Below are 15,066 nucleotides of genomic sequence, written 5' to 3' on the forward strand. Positions count from 1 at the left end.
CGCCGGGAACCGCGCGCCAGGCGCCGTCACCGGGCCTCGCTCACACGAGCGTCCGACCGCGCGACCCGAGGCCGGCGTCCACGTGAGTGAGGCTCGGCGGCAGCGGTCAGCGCACCCGGCCGCGTGCCTTCAGCGGCACCGGCGGGAGGGCGGGGGCGGGGATCGGGGGGCCGTCGTAGCCCTTTACCTCGCCGTATCGGGTGCCCTCCATCCAGTCCTTGCGGAACTGGACGATCTCCTCGTTGGAGCGGCCGATCCAGTTCCAGAACATCACGATCTCCTCCTCGAAGGGCTCGCCGCCCAGGAGCATCAAGCCGGCGTCCGAGGTGGCGCGGAGGGGGAGTTCCGTGCGGCCGCAGCCCAGGTAGAGCATCGAGCCCGGGAGGACCGGGACGTCGTCCACGTGGGCCTCGCCCGACATCGACAGCACCGCGTACTCGAAGTCCGGGTCCAGGGGGAGGCGGGTTTCCGTGCCCGCCGCCAGTGCCAGGTCCGCGCCCACGATCGGGGTGTACGCCGTGCCCGGCGAGGTCGCGCCGTCCAGGGTGCCCAGGATCACCGTCGCCGTCAGACCGGGGGCCGTGACGTGCGGGAGCTCCGCGTGGTGCTGGAAGTGCGGTTCCACGTTGCGGTGGGCGTCCGGCAGGGCCACCCACAGCTGGGCGCCGTGCAGGAAGCGGGCGTGCGGGCGCGGGCTCTCCTCGGAGTGGCTGATGCCGCGGCCCGAGGTCATCAGGCCCAGCTCGCGCGGGCGGATCGTCTCCAGGCTGCCCACGCTGTCCCGGTGCAGCACCTCGCCCTCGTGCAGCCAGCTCACGGTCTGCAGACCCGAGTGGGGGTGGGGGGCGACCTGCATGCCGGGCTCGTCGGCGATGTCGTCGGGGCCGTAGTGGTCGACGAAGCACCAGGCGCCCACCATGCGGCGGCCCAGGTTCGGCAGGAGTCGGCGGACCTCGGTGGATTCCCCGAGCTTGACCGTGCGCGGGCTGAGGAGCTCGCGTACGGGTTCGGCCACGACGAAACCGCGGCCGCCGCAGGCGGAGAGAGCGGGCTGGCGATCGAGATTGCTCATACGGCACAACCTAGTACCGTCGCCCGCGCCGCGTTCGGTGGAATGTCCGGCCGCCCTCACGTGTTGGGGGGTGCGGAGACCTCACCTGAACGGCGGAAGGGATGCCATGGAGGCCATGGACGCGACCACGGGCTACCTCGGGCACGGCACGGCGGCCGAGCGCTGGGAGCGCGCCCGGCTCTTCTTCGACGCGAAGGAGTACGCGCCGGCCGCGCAGATCCTGCACGCGCTGGCACAGGAGGCCCCCGAGCAGCTCGCGCCCCGGCTGCTGCTGGCCCGCGCCTACTACCACTCCGCGCAGCTCTCGCGCGCCGAGCACGAGCTCCGCGCCATCCTGGAGCGCTGGCCGGTGGAGGACTACGCGCGGCTGATGCTCGGCCGGACGCTGGAGCGCAGCGGCCGGGCCGACGAAGCCCGCCCCCACCTGCGGATGGCCGCCGCGATGGCGGGCGAGTTCCCCGAGCGGTGAGCCGGCACAGCGCGGGGAGCGGGCCGGCGAGGAGCGGACGAGTGGGCGAGTAGTGCGGGGCCCGGGCGCCGCCTCGGTTAGCCTGGGGTCACGATGAACCGTCTGACCACGCCTTACGGCTCCTACGAGCTCACCCGCTTCCCCGAAGACCCGCGCGACCAGCTCCGCGCCTGGGACGCCGCCGACGAGTACCTGCTGCGCCACCTCGCCTCGGGTACGGGCGATCACGGCCCCGTGGACCTGGCCGGCGCGGGGCAGGTCACCATCCTCGGGGACCGCTGGGGGGCACTGACGACGGCGCTGGCCGCGTTCCACCCGGCGCAGATCACCGACTCCTACCTCGCCCGGGCCGGCACCGCCGCCAACCTGGACCGTGCCGGGATCGGCACCGCCAAGTCCACCGTGCGGCTGCTGACCACGCAGGACGCGCCGCCCGAGCGGATCGACGTACTCCTCGTACGCGTGCCCAAGAGCCTGGCGCTGCTGGAGGACCAGCTCTACCGGCTGGCCCCGCACGTGCACGCCGGCACGGTCGTCGTGGGCACGGGCATGGTCAAGGAGATCCACACCTCCACGCTGAAGCTCTTCGAGAAGATCCTCGGCCCGACGAAGACCTCGCTGGCCGAGAAGAAGGCCCGGCTGATCTTCTGCACGCCGAGCGCCACCTCGACGCGTGCCGTCGACCCGTGGCCGGTGACGTACACGCTGGACGAGGACGCGGGCTCGGGCGCCGGCCTCACCGCCGTCAACCACGCCGGCATCTTCTGCGCGGACCGGCTCGACGTCGGCACCCGCTTCTTCCTCCAGAGCATCCCGAACAACACGAACGGCGCCCGCGTCGTGGACCTGGGCTGCGGCAACGGCATCGTCGGCACGGCGGTCGCGGTCGCGGACCCCAAGGCCGAGATCGTCTTCACCGACGAGTCGTACCAGGCCGTCGCCTCGGCCAAGGCCACCTTCCGCGCCAACGTCGAGCGCGAGCGCGAACGGGCCGACTTCCTCGTCGGCGACGGCGTGGCCATGCTGGACCCGGGCTCGGTCGACCTGGTGCTCTGCAACCCGCCGTTCCACTCCCACCAGGCGACGACGGACGCGACGGCGCTGCGCATGTTCGCGCAGTCGCGCAAGGTACTGCGCCCGGGCGGTGAGCTGTGGGTGGTCGCCAATCGCCACATGGGCTACCACACCCATCTGCGCCGCCTGTTCGGCAACAGCGAAGTCGCCGCGAGCGAACCGAAGTTCGTCGTACTGCGCGCGGTCAAGCAGGAGGAGCGCCGGCGACCCGTGTGACCTGCCGGTACACCCGCCGGTAGCTCCCCCGGTTCGCCCTACACTCGGCCGCGTGAGCAGCCAGGTACGAGAAGACGACGGTACGGACGGCAGTGCACGGAGCCGGAGCCGTACGGGCGGCGCCGGCCAGGACGAAGCGCGCTACCGCCGCGAGGACCTGGCCCGCGCGGCCGGCGTCAAGGTGCGCAACCTGCGCTACTACCAAGAGCGCGGGCTGCTCCCGCCGCCGCGCCGCGAGGGCCGGATCGCCTGGTACTCCGCGGACCACCTGACCCGGCTGCGGCTCATCAGCGACCTCCTCGGGCGCGGGTACACCGTGAACGGGATCGCGGAGCTGCTGCACGCCTGGGAGGCCGGCGGCGGCTTGTCCCAACTCCTCGGCCTGGAGCGGGCGATGACCCGCGACTGGGTCAACGAGGAGCCGGTCACCATGACCCTGGCCGAGCTGCGCGAGCTGTTCGGCCCGGCGGGGACGGCAGATGACACCCGGCGCGCCGCGGAGCTGGGGTACGTACGGATCGACGGCGACCTGGTCACGCACCGGAGCCGGCGGCTGCTGGAGGCCACGCTCACGCTCGTGCGGCAGGGGGTGCCGCTCGCGGAGATCCTCGACGCGGGGGACTTCGTACAGGCGCAGGCGGCCGCGGTCGCCGACCGGTTCGTCGGACTGTTCCGGCGGCATGTGATCGGACCGGACGGGCTGGAGCGGCTTTCGGCCACCCAACTGGATCACGTCTCGGACGCGGTGTCCGCGCTCCGTCCGGTGGCGGGCGAGGTCGTGGCTTCGGAGTTCGCCCGGGCGATGTCCCGGCGCATGGAGGCGGAGGTCGCCGAACTGCTCCGCAAGGACGCGTAAGGCCGCCCGGCAAGCGGTGACCGACGGGTAGGAGTCGGCCGAAAAGGCACGGTCGCACAACCTTGCCAACCCCCATTGGCACTCTTACATTCAACTCGTCGGTAACAACGGTGCACAGCCGGAATAAGGGACGATCTCATGGCAGATTCCCCCAACTTATCGGATACCTCCGCCCCGCCCGGCAGAGACGGCGGCGGCGAAGACGCCGGAGGCGGACGCGTCCGCTGGCGCCGCTTCGCCGTCCTGACCGTCCCCGCCATCGCCGTGACCGCGGGTCTCGGCATCGCCCTCGCGCAGGGCGCCCTCGCCGCCTCCTTCGCGGTATCGGGCCAGCAGTTCAAGGTGTCGGCGACGAGCCTGGAGGGCGAGGGCTTCGCCCAGTACGGCAGTGTCGACGTCAACGCCCGCGAGGAGCTCATCCCCGTGGCGGTCACCGCCATCAAGGAGGCCAAGCTCCACAGCCTCTGCCAGTCGGTCGTCACCACGCTCCCGGTCGTCGGCGACATCTCCCTCAACCTCACCGCGGGCAAGAAGGCCCCCGTCGAGGCCAGCAACCTGTTCGTCGACGCAACCCAGCTCGCCGGCGACGCCGTGTTCAGCAACATCGAGATCGGCCGCGACGCCTCCACCCTCGACAAGGGGCCGGCGGACGCCGTGGGCATGCAGGACCTGTTCGCCCAGCAGGCGGACTCGGTCAGCATCACCGATCTGCAGCAGACGGCCTGGGCCACGAACGCGGGCACCTTCAAGCTCTCCGGGCTCAGCATGAACGTCAGCAAGGGCAAGAAGGAATGCTTCTGAGCCTGTGGCAGCGGTGGCGGCGGTGGCGTCGTAGCAGGCCGTTCTGGGGCGGGCTCCTCGCCGTCCTCGCCGGGGCCGAGATCTGCGCCCTGCCGCTCGCGCCGCTGAAGGTGATGCTCCAGCAGGGCATCGCGGGCATCCCGTCCGTCCTGATGGGCGTCGTCATGATCGTGCTCGGCCTCACCGCCTGGTTCTCGCCCGCCCAGCGCGGCCTCGCCGGTGTCCTCACCACGCTCATCGCCACCGCCGCGCTGGTCATGTCGAACCTCGGCGGGTTCCTGATCGGCACCCTGCTCGGGATCCTCGGCGGCGGGCTGATGTTCGCCTGGCAGCCGAACGCCACCGCCCGGCGCCCCGAGCCGCACTCCCCCACCCCCACGGGAACCACCCCAACCGGCACCACCGCGCACCCCGATCCCCAAGGAGCACAGCCATGAGCCGCACGCGTACCGCGCTCGCCCTCGGGTTGGCCGCCGCCGGAGCGCTGTCGGTGGCCTCGGTCACCGCCACTGCCGCGCCCGCGCCGCTGGCCGGATCGACCACCGTCACCCCGGCAGGGCATTCGTTCAAGGCCACCCTCAGCGGCAAGGCCACCCTCAAGGCCGGTTCGGTGACGGTGACCTGTACGGTCTCCGTCTCCACCGGCACCGTCCCGGCGGCCCCCGGCAACCAGAACGCCTCCGGGCCCGTCTCCTCGCCGATCTCCCCGCCGACGTACAGCTCGTGCACCTCCAGCATGCCGGGTGTGACCCCGACGGTCACCACCAGCGGTTCCTGGTCGGTGTCGATGCAGAACGGCTCCCCGATCACCGCCACCATGACGGTCCCGGTCGGCGGCCTCGTCGTGCACACCACCGGCCTGGCCACCTGTACGGTCACCGCGGCCCCGACGGCCCCGGCGAACGTCGCCGGGGCCTGGGCGAACGGCGCCCCGCCGAGCCTGACCTTCACGAACGCCTCCGTGCCGGTCACGGTCACCGGCGGGTTCGGCTGCCCGACCAGCGCGACCTCGTCCGTCTTCAACGCCGTGTACAAGGTCACCGACACGACCGACCCGGCGCAGCAGATCACCGTCGGCCCCTGACGGGCCGCTGCGGCCCCGTACGCACGGGGCCGCAGTCGGGACGGCCCGCCGGCCCCGGAGCGATCCGGGGCCGGCGGGCCTTGCCGCGCCTGCGGCCGGGTCCCTCAGCGGTGCGCCGGGAACTCCACCACCTGCTGGTACGTCGGCCGGTTCTGCCAGTTGATCTGCGGGTGGCTCAGCCCGCCCACCGGACGCTGCACGATCGAGTCCGCGCACCACTGGTCGCCCGCCGCGCACGTCCCGTCGGCCGGGTACACCGTCGCCGCGTTCGCGGCGGCGGCCTGCTTCAGCGAAGCCGCCATCACGTCACGGCACGCGGACAGCGAGCCGCCGCCGCAGTACGCCTCGGCCAGCGGCCCGGCGACCGGGCGCCCGAGCACCGTCCGCAGGTCCTTGTCCGCGTAGCTCCACCAGCCGTACTGGAAAGCCGACCCGGCATGCGCACCGGTGGGTCCGTGACCTGCGTTGGGCGCCTCGTCGACGGTGAGCGAGGCCTTCAGGGCGTCGTAGAGCGGCGCCCCGAGACCCGGCTTGAACTCGGCCTCGATCAGCAGCGGCCACCAGGCGTCCATGATCCGGACGGCATCGGCGTGCGCGTACGTCTTCGAGCCCTGTGCGGTCTCCTTGCGCTCGGTCCCCGCCGCCTGCCACGCGGCCAGTTTGTCGACCGCGGCGGCCACCGCCGGATCGGTGACCGGCGCGCTGCGCAGCACCGCGAGCAGTTCGGGCAGCAGGTTCTCGGCCCGCAGGTCGGTGACGGCCGCGTCCGCCATGGCCTGGGTGAGCTGCGCCCGGGTGACCCCGCCCGCGGCGACGAGCGGCTTGACCCGCCGGTCGAGGAGGTCCCCGCGGTGCACGGAGCCCATGCCGAAGCCGGCCGCGGCGTAGTCCTCGGCCTGCTTGTTGTTCCAGCTGATGTAGTAGTCCTGCCCGATGGACTGCGGGTGCTCGGCGGGCGGGGTGTAGGCGGCGGTGTTGGCCACCGGGTCGAAGCCCTGCCACTCGTACTGCTGCCTGCCCGCGATCGGCAGCGCGGCGTCGACCCCGGCGGGCCGGACCGGGTTGAGCCCGCTGTTGTAGTACGCGGCTTCGCGCGAGTCGGCGTAGAACCAGTTGAAGGCGTAGCCGATGTGCTGGGCGGCCTGCTGGAAGGTCCGCGCGTCCGTGACGTACGAGGGGTCGTTGAGCATCTGGAAGCCGATGATGGAGTCGGCCTCGTGGCGGTACGTGGAGCGCAGCGCGGTGTAGGCCACGGGCTTGCCCGAGGCGGTGGCGCGGTGGGTGACGATCCCGTAGTTCGTCCGCCAGACCTGCATCCGGTACGAGCCGTTCGGCGTCGGGTCGGCCACCGAGGACTTCCAGGCGTTGGTGCGTTCCAGCTTCTCCATGGGGGTGCAGGTGCCCCGGTAGAGGTACGAGCTGCTCGCGGTGGTCGGGGTCCCGCCGCCGGGCTCGCACAGCTCGACGGCGAAGGTGTCGGTGATGTCCTGCCCGGCGGAGGTGGCGCTCCAGGCGTAGTCCTGGCCGCGGCCGAGCTGGACGTACATGCTCACGCCGGCGAAGGAGGCGCCGCGGGCGCTGATGCCGGGGCCCTGGATCTCCTGGAGCATGAGGAGCTGGGGCGCCAGGTAGCCGGTCTGCGGGCCGAACACGGCGACGGGGTGGCCGCTCGCGGTCTTCGCCCCCGACACGAGCAGGGCGTTGGACATGCTCTGCTTGACGGGTCGCGGCGGGTTCGCGGCGGCGGCCGTGGCCGCGGCGCCCGTACGGTCGTGGACCAGCTGTTCGGCGGTGACCGAGCCGGGGTCCGGGAGCACGGTGCCCTGCGGGTTCTCGGGCTTCTGCGCGTACGGGAAGCTGCTGCCGTCGTGGACGGTGAGCACGGCCTCGGGGTCGTTGCGCTCGCGGAAGGACTCCCAGACCCGGGTGCCCTCCTCCAGGCCGTACTTCTGCTGCGCGGAGAGCAGCGAGAGCGCGGCCTGTACCTCGCCGCCGCCTCCGCCGCCGAACAGCCCGCCGACGACGGAGGCCAGCGCGATCAGGTCGGTGATCTTGAACGGCTGGATCTCGCCGGCGTTGGTGATCGAGTCGATGTGGCCGGTGAGCACGTACTCACCGGGGAAATAGCGGCCGTTCTTGGACTGGACGCGGTAGGCGTTGATCCCGTCGACGTACGCCTGCGCGTCCTCCATCGCCAGCCGGCCCCGGTCGCCCTCGGTGGTGCGGATCCGGTCCACCTGGGCCTGGAGATCCGCCTCGGTGTACGGGGCCTGCGGCCAGAACTGCTGCTCCAGGCCCTGGTTGGCGAGGGCGCCGCCCGCGAACGGGGTCAGGTCGCCGCGGCCGACGTGGCGGAAGAGGTCCATCTGCCAGAGCCGGTCCTGGGCGGCGGCGAAGCCCGCGCCGTAGGAAGTCCCGTAGCGGGTGGTTCCCTTGATGTGGGGGACGCCGGTCTTCTTGTCACGGGTGATGGTGACGTCGGAGCGCGGGCTGGTGGTCGACTCGACCTGCCCGGCCGGGACGCCGAAGGACGCGTCGTTGAAGAAGTCGTTGACCTTGGCGTCGGTGAGCCCGGGGTATCCGGCCACCAGTGAGTCATAGCGCGCCAGTTGGTCCGAGGCGTGGGCGGGCATCGTGCCCAACGCCTTGTGCAGGAGGATCTGGGCGAGGGTCGCGTTGCCGTTCTGGCCGGGCGGCAGGATGTCCGCGCACCGGCCCCCGCAGTAGTCGGCGACGGGAAGCGGTACGGGATCGGCGGCCGCGGCGGGCGCGAGGGGGGAGAGCAGGGCCGCGGCCAGGGCGATCACCCCGGCGGCTACGGCAGTTCTCAGGCGAGCGGTGGGACGTCGCATACGTGCTCCTCCGTGGGGCGGGAAGCGGTCACGGGGGAGGGTACTGGCGGGTCTACCACTCAGTAAGATGAACGACCGTCACTTTTCCGGGGAGTTGGCGGCGGGCACCGCCGCGGGCGGGAAAATCCCTTGCCGGCCGTGCGGGGTGTCGGAGAGGGTCGCTGTCATGTCACAGAATGAACGCCACGTCGCCGACCTGTTCTCCGGCGGACGCCTCATCGCCGTCCCGCGCAGGGCCGCCCGCCGCGAGCAGCTGCTCGCCCACCTCGCCGAGACCCTCTTCGAGGAGGGCCGGGCGTACACGGAGCCCGAGGTGAACGACGCGCTGCGCACCGTGCACGACGACTGCTCGGCGCTGCGGCGGTACCTGATCACCTCGGGCCTGCTGACGCGGACCCGGGACGGCAGCAGCTACCGCCGGCCCGACACGGGGGAATCCGCTATCCCCGGTACGACTCCAGCAGCCTGAGCCAGATCTCGCTGATCGTCGGGAACGCCGGGACCGCGTGCCACAGCCGCTCGATCGGGACCTCCCCCGCGACCGCGACCGTCGCCGCGTGCAGCAGCTCGGCCACGCCCGGGCCGACGAAGGTGGCCCCGAGGAGCACCTCCCGGTCGAGGTCGACGACCATCCGGGCCCGCCCCCGGTACCCGTCGGCGTAGAGCCCTGCGCCCGAGACCTTGCCGAGGTCGTAGTCGACGGCGCGGACCCGGTGGCCCGCCCGCTCGGCCTCGGCCAGGGTCAGGCCCACCGCGGCCGCCTCCGGGTCGGTGAACACCACCTGCGGCATGGCCCGCGTGTCGGCGGTCGCCACGTGCGCGCCCCAGCGGCCGGTGTCGAGCGCGCCGGTGCCCGCCGCGCGGGCGGCGATGGCGGCCCCCGCGATCCGGGCCTGGTACTTGGCCTGGTGGGTCAGCAGCGCGCGGTGGTTCACGTCGCCGACGGCGTACAGCCAGTCGTGGCCCTCGACCCGGCAGCTGTCGTCGACCGGGATCCAGCCCCCGGGCGTGAGCCCGACGGTCTCCAGCCCGATGTCCTCGGTGTGCGGGGAGCGGCCGGTCGCCATCAGCAGCTCGTCGCCCTCCAGGGTCTCGCCGCCCTCCAGTACGACCTGGACCGGCCCGGTCGAGCCGTCCCGTACGACCGCCTCGACCGAGACGTCCGTACGGACCACCGCGCCGGCCTCGCGCAGCGCCTCGGCGACCAGCTCGCCCGCGAAGTCCTCCATGCGCGGCAGCAGCCCGGAGCCGCGCACGAGCATCGTGACCTGGGAGCCGAGGGCCTGCCAGGCCGTGGCCATCTCGGCGGCCACCACCGAGCCGCCCACGATGAGCAGGCGGCCCGGCGCGTGCTGGGCGGAGGTGGCCTCGCGGCTGGTCCACGGCCGCGCCGCGGCGAGCCCGGGGACGTCCGGGATCACGGCCCGGGTGCCGGTGGCGACGACGACGGCGTGCCGGGCCGCGAGGACGTGGTGCTCGCCCTCGGGGCTGGTGACGGCGACCTTGCGGGCGCCGTAGAGGCGACCGTGGCCGCGGTAGAGGTGGGCGCCGGTCGAGTCGATCCAGTCGACCTGGCCGTCGTCCTTCCAGTGGGAGGTCCAGTAGTCGCGGTGCGCCAGCACGGCGGCCGTGTCCAGCGGGCCCTCCACGGAGCCGGCGAGCCCGGGCACCCGGCGGGCGTCGGCCCTGGCCAGCCCCGGGCGCAGCAGCGCCTTGCTCGGGACGCAGGCCCAGTAGGAGCACTCTCCGCCGATGAGCTCGGCCTCCACCAGGGCCGTGGTCAGCCCGGCGGCGCGGGTCCGGTCCACGATGTTCTCGCCGGCCGGTCCCCCGCCGAGCACCACGACGTCGTACTCCACCGCTTCGGACACAGTCACCATCCGTGGTTCCAGGGGCTCTTGTTTCCCTGTCACCTTACGGGGGGACCCTGGCGCACCGGGGAGAGGCGCGGCGGCGGCGTCCGCACGTCGGCGGGGCCGCGGCGGCGAGGCCCTCCGGGCCGGCTCAGGCCTCCGCCGTGCCCGCCTGTCCGTCCTCCTGCGAGGCGGCGATCTTCGCCCGCACCTCTTCCATGTCCAGCGCCCGCGCCTGCCCGATCAGGTCGGTCAGCGCGGCCTCCGGCAGCGCGCCGGGCTGCGAGAAGATCGCCACCTGGTCCCGGACGATCATCAGCGTCGGGATCGAGGTGATCTGGAAGGCCGCGGCCAGCTCCTGCTGCGCCTCCGTGTCCACCTTGGCGAACACCAGGTCCGGGTTGGCCTCCGCGGCCTTCTCGTAGACCGGGGCGAACTGCAGGCAGGGCCTGCACCAGCCCGCCCAGAAATCGATCAGCACGAACGGGTTCTCGCTGACCGTCTGGTCGAAGTTCTCCTTGGTGAGCTCGACAGTAGCCACGGTTCCAGACCTCCTGATTGCCTTGTATGCACCTTGAACGATCTGCTCGCCCCGCGCATTCCGCCACGGCGTGCCGTCTCAGAAGGGGTGCCGCGCCGGGGTCGAGCGGACCGTCGTCCAGCGCAGCTCCGTGAAAGCGTCCAGGTTCGCCTCGCCGCCGAACCGGGCCCCGGTGCCGGAGGCGCCGACCCCGCCGAAGGGGGCCACGGCCTCGTCGTTCACCGTCTGGTCGTTGACGTGCGCGATGCCGGTCGGGATCCGTTCGGCCAGGTCCATCCCGCGCGCCGCGTCACGGGTCACGATCCCGAGGGAGAGGCCGTACGGGCCGGCCGAGGCCAGGGCCACCGCCTCCTCCTCCGTCGCGAAGGACCGTACCGGCGCCACCGGGCCGAAGACCTCCTCCGCGTAGGCGGGGGTGTCGTCGGCGACGCCCGCCAGCACGGTCGGCCGGTAGAAGAGTTCCTCGTACGTGCCGCCGACGACGAGCTTGGCTCCCCGCTCCGTGCTCGCCTCGACCAGCCCGTGCACCCGCTCCAGCTGGCCGCGGTCGATCAGCGGTCCCAGGTGGACCGGCTCCCGGTACGGGTCCCCCACCGCCAGCGCCTCGGCCCGCGCGGCGAGCCGCTCGACGTACTCGTCGTACAGCGAGGCGTGCACGAGGTGCCGGCCGGCCGTCATGCATATCTGCCCCTGGTGGAAGAACGTGCCCCAGGAGGCCTGTGCGACGGCGGCCTCCACATCGGCGTCCTTGAGGACGACGAGGGCCGAGTTGCCGCCCAACTCCAGGTGGGCGCGCTTGAGATGACGTCCCGCCAGTTCGCCCACGATCCGCCCGGCGGCCGTGGACCCGGTGAACGACACCACGCGGACCAGCGGATCGGCGACCACCGCCGCGCCGGTCTCCGCGCCTCCGGGCAGCACGTGCAGCAGCCCGGCCGGCAGTCCGGCGGCCGCGAACACGGCGGCGAGCGCGAGGCCGCCGCAGACGGCGGTCCGCCGGTCCGGCTTGAGCAGCACCGCGTTGCCGAGGGCGAGGGCGGGGGCGACCGAGCGGATCGAGAGGATCAGCGGCGCGTTGAAGGGGGCCACCACCCCCACCACCCCGGCCGGGACCCGGCGGGTGAAGGAGAGCCGCGGTGCCTCGCTCGGCAGCACCTGCCCGGCCGGGCGGGAGGCCAGCGCGGCGGCCTCGTAGCACTCCTGGGCGGCGACGTGCAGCTCGAAGTCGGCCTTGCCGGGTATGGAGCCCGACTCGCGCACGAGCCACTCCCGCAGTTCCCCGGCGTGGGCGGCGAACAGGTCTCCGGCGCGGCGCAGGACGGCGGCCCGCTCCATGTGGCCGGCCCGCGCCCAGTCCTCCTGGGCGGCCCGGGCCCGTACCGCGGACTCCGCGACATCGGCGGGCGCGGCCAGCGCGAGGGTGGCCAGGGTGCGGCCGGTGGCGGGTTCGACGACCGGGGCGGCGCCTCCGGTGAGGGTCGGTCCGTCCTGCCAGAGCGTCGGTTCGAGGAGCGGCATGGCGCGGGGCCTCCGGTGGGGATGGGTGGGGCGGGGGGGCGGCAGCACGCGCCATCGTGCCAGACCGGAGGCACCACATCTGTTCAGTTATTGGGCAGTTGACGCGCCGTCGTGACCGGAAACGATCGACGGCGGGGTCCGTGCCCGCGCGGCGTTCAGCGCTCCAGGACCAGCGCGATGCCCTGCCCGACACCGATGCACAGCGTCGCCATGCCCGTGCCCGAGCCGGCCGCGGCCAGCTGGTGCGCCACCGAACCGGCCAGCCGGGCCCCGGAGGCGCCCAGCGGGTGGCCGATGGCGATGGCGCCGCCGCGCGGGTTGAGCACGGCCGGGTCCAGCTCCGGCCAGGCCGCGACACAGCCCAACGCCTGCGCCGCGAAGGCCTCGTTGAGCTCGACGGTCGTCAGGTCGGCCAGGCTCCTGCCCGCCTTCGCGAGCGCCCGCCGCACGGCGTCGACCGGGCCCAGGCCGAAGAGCTGCGGCTCGATGCCGGTGACCGCGGAGGCGCTGATCCGGGCCAGCGGCTCCCTGCCGGTGGCGGCCAGCCCCTCCTCGTCGGTCAGCAGCAGCGCCGCGGCGCCGTCGTTGAGCGGGGAGGCGTTCGCGGCCGTGACCGTACCCGTGCCGTCCGAGCGGAAGGCGGGCTTCAGGCGGGCCAGGGCCTCGGGGGTGGAGCCCTCGCGGATGCATTCGTCGCGTACGAGGTCCACCCCGGGGTAGGCGACGACCTCGTCGGCGTACTGTCCGGCGGCCCAGGCAGCCGCGGCCTTGCGGTGGCTCTCCAGGGCGAAGAGGTCCTGGGCCTCGCGGGTGATCCCGTGCTTCTCCGCGATGAGCTCGGCGCCCTCGCCGAGCGAGCCCGTCCACTCCGCGGGCATGCGCGGGTTGGTCATCCGCCACCCCAGGGTGGTGGACCACATCTGCTGGTGGCCGGCGGGAAAGGGCCGCTCGGGCTTCTGCACCACCCAGGGCGCGCGGCTCATCGACTCCACGCCGCCCGCGATGGCGACGGAGGCGTCGCCCAGCGCGATCGCCCGGGCGGCCTGGACGACCGCTTCGAGGCCCGAGCCGCAGAGCCGGTTGACGGTGACCCCGGGCACGGACACCGGGAGCCCGGCGAGCAGGACGGCCATCCGGGCCACGTCCCGGTTGTCCTCGCCCGCGCCGTTGGCGTCACCGAAGACCACGTCGTCGATGCGGGCGGGGTCGAGGTCGGGCGTCCGGTCCACCAGCGCGCGGACGACGTGCGCGGCGAGGTCGTCGGGGCGGACCCCGGCGTAGGCTCCGCCGAACTTGCCGATCGGGGTGCGGACGGCGTCGACGACGTAGACGTCGCGGACGGTGCGTCCGTCGCGGGCGGTGCGGATGCTCATGCAGGCTCTCCTGGGCGGATCCGTACGGGCGGCGCCGGGGTGGTGCCGGGGTCGGCACCCGGTCGGGCGCCGGGCGCGCCCGGTGGGGCGCGCCCGCAGTCTCCGTCCGCAGGTCACCGGCTGTCAACGGCCCTCTGCCGGCCACGCCCACGCCGCCCCGGACCGGTCCGCGCGGACGCGGCGCCGCCCGTCCGGCCTCCCGGGGCGGGCCTCAGGTCGACTCCCGCCTGACGGCCACGGCCGAGATCAGGTCCTGCCGCTGCGTGATCTCGCCCGGCTCGCGCACCGCCCGGTCCACCAGCTCGGCCAGGTGGTCCCCGGTCGGCAGCTCGATCTGCACGGTGCTCAGCCGGGGCCGCAGCAGCCTGCCGATGAGCAGATCGTCGGCGCCGACGACGGCGACGTCCTCGGGGACCCGCAGCCCCTCGTCCATCAGCGCACGCATCAGCAGCATCGCGTACTCGTCGTTGTACGCGAACACCGCGTCCAGGCCCAGGGAGCGCCAGCGGGCGGCGAGGGCGGCGGCCGACTCCTCCGAGTACGCCATCGGCAGTGCATCGATCTCGGCGCCCGCCACCGAGCGGGCGCCCTCCAGCCGGGGCGTGGAGAAGAGCTCCAGCCCCTCCTCCTGCGGGACGACCACGCCGATCCGCCGGTGGCCGAGGTCGACGAGGTGGGCGGCGGCGCGGGCGCCGACCTCGCTCTGGTCCATGACCAGGGCATGGGCCCCGGCGACGCCGACCGGGCCCATCGTTATCACCGCGCGGGCCCCGGCCCTCTTCAGGGTGGCCACGTTGTGCGCGGAGAGGGTGATCTCGCCGAGCGAGATCACCGCGACCGGGCGCAGCTCCGCCCAGGCGCGGGCCGCCTCGTCGCCGCTGAGGCCGAGGCTGCCGTACTGGACCACGGTGTAGTCGAGGCGGCGCAGCGACCACTGGAGCTCGTTGAGGAAGGCACTGTAGAGGGGCCCGATGGGCACGTGCGAGGTGGGCAGCAGCACGATCCGGGTGTGCCCGGCGCGCAGGCTGCGGGCGGCGGCGTGCGGGACGTACCCGAGCTCCTCGGCGGCCCGGCGGACCTTGCGGCGGGTCGGCTCGCTGATGCGTACGGCTTCCGCGTTGTTGAGGACGTAACTGACGGTCGCGCGCGACACGCCGGCGAGACGGGCCACGTCGGCGCTGGTCGGCACGGGGGCCGGCTGCGGCGGTTTCGATGACTGTGACATTGCCGTGGCATCTTTCCAGACCGGTTGCGTCCGAGGGCTAGCGGTTGGCCGGAAACGGATGCTACACAGTGGTTACACGATTCATTGACACGTGTAACCCGGGCGTCGCATCCCGTTCCCCGGGGTTGCTCC

General features: G+C 73.3%; 14 protein-coding genes. 7 read left to right on the forward strand and 7 right to left on the reverse strand.

All coding sequences use genetic code 11. The features are described 5' to 3' along the window. Positions 1-106: 106 nt before the first annotated feature. The gene (locus CP980_RS04920; RefSeq protein ID WP_132754338.1) at positions 107-1,072 is read right to left on the reverse strand and encodes a pirin family protein; all 966 of its coding nucleotides are present in this window, start codon (positions 1,070-1,072) and stop codon (positions 107-109) included. Between the two features lie 115 nt (positions 1,073-1,187). Here CP980_RS04920 and CP980_RS04925 point away from each other — a divergent pair, with 115 nt between their 5' ends. The 6 genes from CP980_RS04925 (at position 1,188) to CP980_RS04950 (ending at position 5,572) form a co-directional block, all read left to right on the forward strand. Continuing rightward, positions 1,188-1,541 carry a tetratricopeptide repeat protein gene (locus CP980_RS04925; protein WP_132754340.1) on the forward strand — a complete coding sequence of 118 codons (354 nt, stop codon included), beginning with the start codon at positions 1,188-1,190 and terminating at the stop codon, positions 1,539-1,541. A 102-nt stretch (positions 1,542-1,643) separates the two neighbouring features. Continuing rightward, positions 1,644-2,831 (forward strand): methyltransferase, encoded by a 1,188-nt coding sequence (locus tag CP980_RS04930; RefSeq protein WP_150530128.1) that lies wholly within the window; start codon positions 1,644-1,646, stop codon positions 2,829-2,831. A 52-nt stretch (positions 2,832-2,883) separates the two neighbouring features. Continuing rightward, positions 2,884-3,687: a MerR family transcriptional regulator gene (locus CP980_RS04935; protein WP_229906839.1), complete on the forward strand. Its 804-nt coding sequence runs from the start codon at positions 2,884-2,886 to the stop codon at positions 3,685-3,687. A gap of 138 nt (positions 3,688-3,825) precedes the next feature. Further along, on the forward strand, positions 3,826-4,488 hold the full coding sequence (locus CP980_RS04940; RefSeq protein WP_373312780.1) for a DUF6230 family protein: 663 nt from the start codon (positions 3,826-3,828) through the stop codon (positions 4,486-4,488). Continuing rightward, positions 4,479-4,925, forward strand: a complete 447-nt coding sequence (locus CP980_RS04945) for a DUF6114 domain-containing protein (protein ID WP_229906838.1) — start codon at positions 4,479-4,481, stop codon at positions 4,923-4,925. The genes CP980_RS04940 and CP980_RS04945 overlap by 10 nt, the downstream gene beginning before the upstream one ends. Then, a complete protein-coding gene (locus CP980_RS04950; RefSeq protein ID WP_132754342.1) occupies positions 4,922-5,572 on the forward strand; it encodes a hypothetical protein in 651 nt (216 codons plus the stop codon). Before CP980_RS04945 ends, CP980_RS04950 begins: the two co-directional genes overlap by 4 nt. 104 nt (positions 5,573-5,676) lie before the next feature. Here CP980_RS04950 and CP980_RS04955 read toward each other — a convergent pair whose 3' ends face one another. Then, complete coding sequence (locus CP980_RS04955) at positions 5,677-8,424, reverse strand: penicillin acylase family protein (protein WP_150492738.1); 2,748 nt, start codon at positions 8,422-8,424, stop codon at positions 5,677-5,679. Between the two features lie 166 nt (positions 8,425-8,590). Here CP980_RS04955 and CP980_RS04960 point away from each other — a divergent pair, with 166 nt between their 5' ends. Then, positions 8,591-8,893, forward strand: coding sequence for a DUF2087 domain-containing protein (locus CP980_RS04960; RefSeq protein ID WP_132754346.1), 303 nt, complete (start codon positions 8,591-8,593; stop codon positions 8,891-8,893). Here the strand turns inward: CP980_RS04960 and CP980_RS04965 are convergent. The 5 genes from CP980_RS04965 to CP980_RS04985 form a co-directional block, all read right to left on the reverse strand. Continuing rightward, positions 8,865-10,304: a dihydrolipoyl dehydrogenase family protein gene (locus tag CP980_RS04965; protein WP_132754348.1), complete on the reverse strand. Its 1,440-nt coding sequence runs from the start codon at positions 10,302-10,304 to the stop codon at positions 8,865-8,867. The genes CP980_RS04960 and CP980_RS04965 overlap by 29 nt on opposite strands. Positions 10,305-10,428: 124 nt before the next feature. Next, a complete protein-coding gene (locus tag CP980_RS04970) occupies positions 10,429-10,818 on the reverse strand; it encodes a thioredoxin family protein (RefSeq protein WP_132754350.1) in 390 nt (129 codons plus the stop codon). Between the two features lie 78 nt (positions 10,819-10,896). Further along, positions 10,897-12,336: an aldehyde dehydrogenase family protein gene (locus CP980_RS04975; RefSeq protein WP_150492739.1), complete on the reverse strand. Its 1,440-nt coding sequence runs from the start codon at positions 12,334-12,336 to the stop codon at positions 10,897-10,899. Positions 12,337-12,491: 155 nt separating this feature from the next. Next, positions 12,492-13,709: a thiolase family protein gene (locus CP980_RS04980; RefSeq protein ID WP_150492740.1), complete on the reverse strand. Its 1,218-nt coding sequence runs from the start codon at positions 13,707-13,709 to the stop codon at positions 12,492-12,494. A gap of 211 nt (positions 13,710-13,920) precedes the next feature. Next, positions 13,921-14,934 (reverse strand): LacI family DNA-binding transcriptional regulator, encoded by a 1,014-nt coding sequence (locus CP980_RS04985; RefSeq protein ID WP_150492741.1) that lies wholly within the window; start codon positions 14,932-14,934, stop codon positions 13,921-13,923. Between the last annotated feature and the right edge of the window lie 132 nt (positions 14,935-15,066).

The sequence above is a fragment of the Streptomyces vinaceus genome, from assembly GCF_008704935.1.
In the GTDB taxonomy this organism is placed as follows: domain Bacteria; phylum Actinomycetota; class Actinomycetes; order Streptomycetales; family Streptomycetaceae; genus Streptomyces; species Streptomyces vinaceus.

Coding starts and splice junctions, on each gene's coding strand:
- CP980_RS04920 (WP_132754338.1), bottom strand. CDS start 1,072: ATGAGCAATCTCGATCGCCAGCCCGCTCTCTCCGCCTGCGGCGGCCGC.
- CP980_RS04945 (WP_229906838.1), top strand. CDS start 4,479: ATGCTTCTGAGCCTGTGGCAGCGGTGGCGGCGGTGGCGTCGTAGCAGG.
- CP980_RS04985 (WP_150492741.1), bottom strand. CDS start 14,934: ATGTCACAGTCATCGAAACCGCCGCAGCCGGCCCCCGTGCCGACCAGC.
- CP980_RS04950 (WP_132754342.1), top strand. CDS start 4,922: ATGAGCCGCACGCGTACCGCGCTCGCCCTCGGGTTGGCCGCCGCCGGA.
- CP980_RS04925 (WP_132754340.1), top strand. CDS start 1,188: ATGGACGCGACCACGGGCTACCTCGGGCACGGCACGGCGGCCGAGCGC.
- CP980_RS04965 (WP_132754348.1), bottom strand. CDS start 10,304: ATGGTGACTGTGTCCGAAGCGGTGGAGTACGACGTCGTGGTGCTCGGC.
- CP980_RS04980 (WP_150492740.1), bottom strand. CDS start 13,709: ATGAGCATCCGCACCGCCCGCGACGGACGCACCGTCCGCGACGTCTAC.
- CP980_RS04940 (WP_373312780.1), top strand. CDS start 3,826: ATGGCAGATTCCCCCAACTTATCGGATACCTCCGCCCCGCCCGGCAGA.
- CP980_RS04960 (WP_132754346.1), top strand. CDS start 8,591: ATGTCACAGAATGAACGCCACGTCGCCGACCTGTTCTCCGGCGGACGC.
- CP980_RS04955 (WP_150492738.1), bottom strand. CDS start 8,424: ATGCGACGTCCCACCGCTCGCCTGAGAACTGCCGTAGCCGCCGGGGTG.
- CP980_RS04975 (WP_150492739.1), bottom strand. CDS start 12,336: ATGCCGCTCCTCGAACCGACGCTCTGGCAGGACGGACCGACCCTCACC.